The sequence below is a fragment of the Enterococcus sp. 6D12_DIV0197 genome (assembly GCF_002174385.1).
Classification (GTDB): domain Bacteria; phylum Bacillota; class Bacilli; order Lactobacillales; family Enterococcaceae; genus Enterococcus_D; species Enterococcus_D casseliflavus.
Window position 1 is genome coordinate 1,493,879 of the sequence record NZ_NIBN01000001.1, and the last position, 5,694, is coordinate 1,499,572.

Consider the following 5,694-nt stretch of genomic DNA (forward strand, 5'->3'; position numbering starts at 1 on the left):
TATATAAGCTTTTTATAGATGAAAAATATATCTTTAAAAAGAAAAAACAGGAATTTCCTTTATTTAATGATACATTTCTCTTATAATAAACTAGAATTGCCTTTATTATGTCAGACGAAGGCAGCATGCTTAAACAAGCACAATTGAAGTAGGGAGTGTGTTCATGGGAAAGCCGTTAGTAAAGACTTTGACTGTTTTAGCCGTGGGTATTGGCGCAGTTGCAATATGTTTCTTTGGTTACCGACAAAATAACCAAAGGCAATATCAGCAGCGAGTCGAATACGCACAGACAGCGATTGCCAGCGAAAAAGATCGCATCAACGAGTTGTCTAATGAAATTGCTGAATTATACAGCAACGAGGACCAAACATTTTTAAGAAAAGATCTTAAAGAGGAAGACGTTCTTAAAACAGTCGCAAAACTTTCTGCAGTGAAAGTATCTGCAGACGATTATGGGATCGATGATGATGCATTACCAAGTGAGTCAGTCGAGATCCAACAAGAAAAAGCCGCCCTTGATGATCAACTAAAAGACATCGAGGCAAAATTAAAAGTACAAGCGGATACGGAAGCCTTATTTACTGAAGGCGTTTCAAATTGGCAAAGTGCTGAGAATGATGTCATCATTAGAGCCGATCTAAAAGAAACGGATGTTGGGAATGTCCGTGAAAATCTGAGCTTTTTTGAGGATAGTAAATGGAAAGAGTTAGTTGTTTCCTATTTAGAATATGCGGATACTCAATTGGACCGCATTGCAAAATTACAAGAAACTTTTGATGAAATGCTTGATGGGGATGAGGTGACCAGTGAAGTCACCTTAGAAAAATACCTGAGTGCAGTCGACAGTATCAGCAAAGTTCGCAATGAAGAATTGAAAGAGAAATACACCGAATTAGCAGACAAAGTCGCTACCCAAATGGGGTACACAGGATACAGCACGTATACACCCCCCGCTTCAACGGAAAGTTATTCAGAGGATACATCCGCAGGAGACGGCACCTGGACAGATCAAAGTTCAGACGTTGTCTACTAATGGAAATATGTATCAAAGAAAATAGAGATAACTGGAGGAAAGCAAATGTCAAAAGGAAAAAAGATTTTTTTAATTATCTTTTCAATCGTCGCAGTGTTAGTCATCGGATTGATCGGTGTCGCTGCCAAACTATATTTTGATGTGTCAAACTCAATTAACGAAACTTATCAATCAGTCGAGCGTGATCGAGAAGATCGCCTACGTGAAAATGATGTCGATCTATCCCAACAAGAGTCCTTCTCGGTTTTACTGATGGGGATCGATACCGGTGATTTAGGCAGAGTCGAACAAGGCCGTTCTGATACCATGATGGTGGCGACCATCAGTCCTCAAGACAATCAGACGACGGTGGTGAGTATTCCTCGCGATACCTATGTTGATATCGTAGGACATGGAACAACAGATAAAATCAATCATGCCTATGCCTTTGGAGGGGCAGCCATGTCTATGAACACGGTTGAGAAGTTTTTAGATATTCCAATTGATCATTACGTGTCACTTAATATGGAAGGCTTGAAAGAGTTAGTTGATGCGGTCGGCGGTATTGAAGTTGATAATGATTTGACTTTTTCAAAGGATGGTTTTGATTTTACAATTGGACGTACAAAATTAAACGGAGAACAAGCACTCGCTTATTCAAGAATGAGATATGATGATCCCAATGGAGACTACGGCAGACAAGACCGACAACGTAAGATGGTTGAAGCAATCGTAAAGAAAGTTCTCAGTCTAGATGGGGTTACTCAATATCAGACTATCTTGAATGCAGTTGAGAACAATATGAAAACTGATATGAGTTTTGATGATATGCGGACATTGGCAATGAATTATCTCAGTGCGTTTCAAACAATCAAACAAGACCAGCTTCAAGGTGAAGGATTCATGCAAGATGGCATCTCGTATCAGCGTGTAAGTGATGAAGAGTTAAATCGTGTACAAACTATCCTTAAAGACCAGTTAGATATCAATAACTAGAAGAAAGTGGAGAAATATGGAAGAGACTATTAGTTTAAAAGAAATATTTGATATATTACGGAAACACCTGACATCAATATTAATCTCGATGTTTGTTGGCTTGGCGTTAGCAGCGATTGTTACCTTTTTTGTTCTTACACCCCAGTATCGTTCTCAAGCGCAATTGATCGTTACTCTGCCACAAACCGAAACAACAAATGCAAATGATGTAAATACGAATCTACAAATGATCAACACGTATAAAGAACTAGTTACAGGAGATTTGGTTATCAATCAGGTCAAAGACCGAATAGAATCAGAATATGGCATTGACAAAAGCGTGCAAGAATTGAAGGATTCTGTCGAAGTAACACAATCACAAAATTCTCTAATGTTTTCTATTATGGCTACAGATACTAGTTCTGTTTATGCTGCAAACATCGCAAATACTACAGCGTTGGTCTTCCAAGAAAACGCGAAAGATGTATTAAACGTGGACAAAATTTCGATCATCTCCAACGCAGAAGCAAGTTCTTCCCCGGTATCCCCAAACAATAAACTTAATTTAGCAATTGGTTTAGTCTTGGGAATCTTAGTCGGTGTTGGTATTGCTTTCTTACTGGAATTGTTGGATCGAACGGTCAAAGATAATAAGTATGTTACAGAAACATTAGGCTTTACGATTCTTGGAACAGTTCCGCAAATGTCTGCCAAAGAAGTAAATGCAACGATCCAAAAGAAACCATCAATACAAATGATCAAAAAAAATACTGGTGACAAGGCAGCTGAATCGCGCCGTAGCCGTACAAGAGTTTAAGGGGGGAAGATGAATGGCGAAGATAAAAGAGCATAAAGGGACACAAACACATGCGGTTAGCTTAATTACATTGGTTGATCCATCGTCACCTATTTCAGAGCAATACAGAACAATACGGACGAATATTCAATTTGCATCCTCAGCCGATCAACAGATCAAAACATTAGTAATTACATCTTCTGGTCCAGGAGAAGGAAAGTCTACGACTTCTGCGAATTTAGCAGTCGTCTTTGCAAAATCTGGTCAGCGGGTGTTATTAGTTGATGCCGATATGCGTAAGCCTACGGTTTATAAAACATTTAACCTAAACAACGCTTCTGGTTTAAGTACAGTGTTAAGCACGACGACAAGCGTCTTAGAAGCATCACAAAAAACGGTTATCGATAATCTTTCTGTGCTAACTAGTGGACCTAAACCGCCAAATCCATCCGAGCTTTTAGGATCTTCTCGAATGAATCAAGTGATCGAAGAAGTAAAGAATTTGTATGATGTAGTTATTTTCGATATGCCTCCTGTGGTCGCAGTTACGGACGCACAGATCATGGCATCGAAAGCAGATGGCACTTTGCTGGTTGTTCGGGAAAATGTTTCCCGTAAGGAGTCTCTTGCAAAAGCAAAAGATTTATTAACTATGGTTCAAGCGAGAATTTTAGGAGTTGTTTACAATGGCGCCGAAAATAGTAAGGATTCAGGCTATTACTATTATTATGGAAACTAAATGATATAAAGGAGACGGGAGAAATGATTGATTTACATTGTCATATTTTACCAGGTGTTGATGACGGAGCAGAAAATATTGAGGCAAGTATTGCCATGGCTGAACAAGCTGTTAGTCAAGGTATTACACATATTTTGTGTACACCACATCATAATAATGGGAAATATACAAATCCTAGGTCAGAGGTCATTTCTCTTGTCGCATCTTTACAGGCAGAATTAGACAAAAGAAAGCTGCCGTTAACTGTACTAGAAGGACAAGAAGTTCGAATTACAGGTGATTTAATTGAGGATATACGAAAAGATAAGATTTTATTTACAGACCTTGAGGATACGTATATCTTGATAGAATTTCCTACAATGGAAGTTCCTTCATATACAGAACAAGTTTTTTTTGAACTATTACAAATGGGGAAAGTTCCTGTAATCGTTCATCCAGAACGAAATGCTCATTTTCGAAAGGATCCTAATAATCTAATTCCATTTTTAGAAATGGGTTGTTTGGCACAACTTACTGCTCCAAGCTACGTCGGGGTATTTGGTAAAGATATTCAAAAAACGGCAAAAATAATGGTAGAACATAATTTGGTTCAGATGGTAGCTTCGGATGCTCATGGGGTAAAAAAAAGATCCTTTTATCTAAAAGAAGCTTATGATGCGATAGCGGATGAGTATGGGACAGGAAAAGTCTCATTAATGAAGCAAGTGACAAGAGATTTAGTGAATGGAGACAAAGTAGATTATCCAGAATTTTTAGTAGCCAAAAAGAAAAAGTTTGGATTGTTCTAGGAGGAATTAGGGTGGATGAAGTGAATGTATCTAATCTAAACAGGGAAACAAAAAAAGTTAGGGAAGAAATATTAATAAAGAAAGAAGAGATTGATTCAAAATATTTATATTTATTTGTAAAGAGAATAATTGATATTTTTGGAAGTTTGATCGGGTTGGTAGTTCTTTCACCACTCTTTCTTATTGTTGCATATAAAATAAAAAAAGAAGACCCATCCGGTCCAATATTCTTTTCTCAAGAACGGGTTGGAAAAAATGGAAAAACCTTTAAAATGTACAAATTTCGCTCGATGTGTGTAGATGCTGAGGAGAAGCTAGAATTTTTGCTTCAACACAATGAGGTTCAAGGGGCAATGTTCAAAATGAAAGAAGATCCCAGAGTTACCAAAATCGGAAAATTTATAAGAAAAACGAGTATTGATGAGCTCCCACAGTTATGGAATGTAATAAAAGGTGAGATGAGTTTAGTAGGACCTAGACCACCATTAATAAGGGAAGTTTTAGAGTATACTAGTTTTTCAAAGCAAAGATTATTAGTAAAACCTGGCTGTACTGGTTTATGGCAAGTCAGCGGAAGAAATCATGTGGGATTTGAAGAGATGGTAGAATTGGATTTAAAATATATAAGTAATCAAAGTTTAGCAAATGATTTTAAAATAATATTAAAGACATTTAAAATTATAATCCTTCCAAATGGTGCGTATTAGCGTAAAAACAAGGTTTAAAAGGAGTAGTTCATGAATAAAAGTATTTATATTATTGGATCAAAAGGTATACCAGCTAAATATGGAGGGTTTGAAACATTTGTTGAGAAATTAACTGAAAACAGAGTGGATACAAACATACAATATTATGTTGCATGTATGGAAGAGAATTCAATAAAATCAGAAATCTACGAAGAGTATTTTGAGTACAATGGAGCGAAATGCTTTAATGTTAGAGTTCCTAATGTGGGTCCAGCTAAAGCCGTATTATATGATATATTAGCTTTGAAAAAAGCTATTGAAATATCGAAAAAAAATAACGATGATAAACCAGTATTTTATGTGTTAGCTTGTCGTATTGGACCTTTTATTAACAAAATAAAGAAAGAAATAATTAAATTGAATGGTAAACTATTCGTCAATCCGGATGGACACGAATGGAAACGTGCAAAATGGAGTTATCCAGTTAGGAAATATTGGAAGCTATCGGAAAAATTAATGGTTAAAAAAGCTGACTTACTAATTTGTGATAGCAAAAATATTGAGAAATATATTAAAGACGATTATAAAAAGTATAATCCAAAAACGACTTATATTGCTTATGGTACAGATACAGGGATGAGTAATCTAAAAAGTAACGATAAGACGGTAAGAGAATGGTATAAGAACAAAGTAGTTAA

General features: G+C 36.5%; 7 protein-coding genes. All 7 read left to right on the forward strand.

What is annotated here, in order from left to right:
- The first annotated feature begins 163 nt into the window (after positions 1–163).
- On the forward strand, positions 164–1,033 hold the full coding sequence (locus tag A5867_RS06995) for a hypothetical protein (protein WP_087627218.1): 870 nt from the start codon (positions 164–166) through the stop codon (positions 1,031–1,033).
- Between the two features lie 27 nt (positions 1,034–1,060).
- Entirely contained in the window at positions 1,061–2,008 is a 948-nt protein-coding gene (locus tag A5867_RS07000) for an LCP family protein (protein ID WP_170927561.1), read from the forward strand.
- A gap of 16 nt (positions 2,009–2,024) precedes the next feature.
- On the forward strand, positions 2,025–2,804 hold the full coding sequence (locus A5867_RS07005) for a Wzz/FepE/Etk N-terminal domain-containing protein (RefSeq protein ID WP_087627220.1): 780 nt from the start codon (positions 2,025–2,027) through the stop codon (positions 2,802–2,804).
- Between the two features lie 13 nt (positions 2,805–2,817).
- On the forward strand, positions 2,818–3,522 hold the full coding sequence (locus tag A5867_RS07010) for a CpsD/CapB family tyrosine-protein kinase (protein WP_087627221.1): 705 nt from the start codon (positions 2,818–2,820) through the stop codon (positions 3,520–3,522).
- 23 nt (positions 3,523–3,545) lie between these two features.
- Positions 3,546–4,310 carry a CpsB/CapC family capsule biosynthesis tyrosine phosphatase gene (locus tag A5867_RS07015; RefSeq protein WP_087627222.1) on the forward strand — a complete coding sequence of 255 codons (765 nt, stop codon included), beginning with the start codon at positions 3,546–3,548 and terminating at the stop codon, positions 4,308–4,310.
- 11 nt (positions 4,311–4,321) lie between these two features.
- Positions 4,322–5,017, forward strand: coding sequence for a sugar transferase (locus A5867_RS07020; RefSeq protein ID WP_087627223.1), 696 nt, complete (start codon positions 4,322–4,324; stop codon positions 5,015–5,017).
- 30 nt (positions 5,018–5,047) lie between these two features.
- Positions 5,048–5,694 (forward strand): DUF1972 domain-containing protein (locus A5867_RS07025; RefSeq protein ID WP_140397120.1); only part of this gene is annotated, 647 nt, incomplete at its 3' end.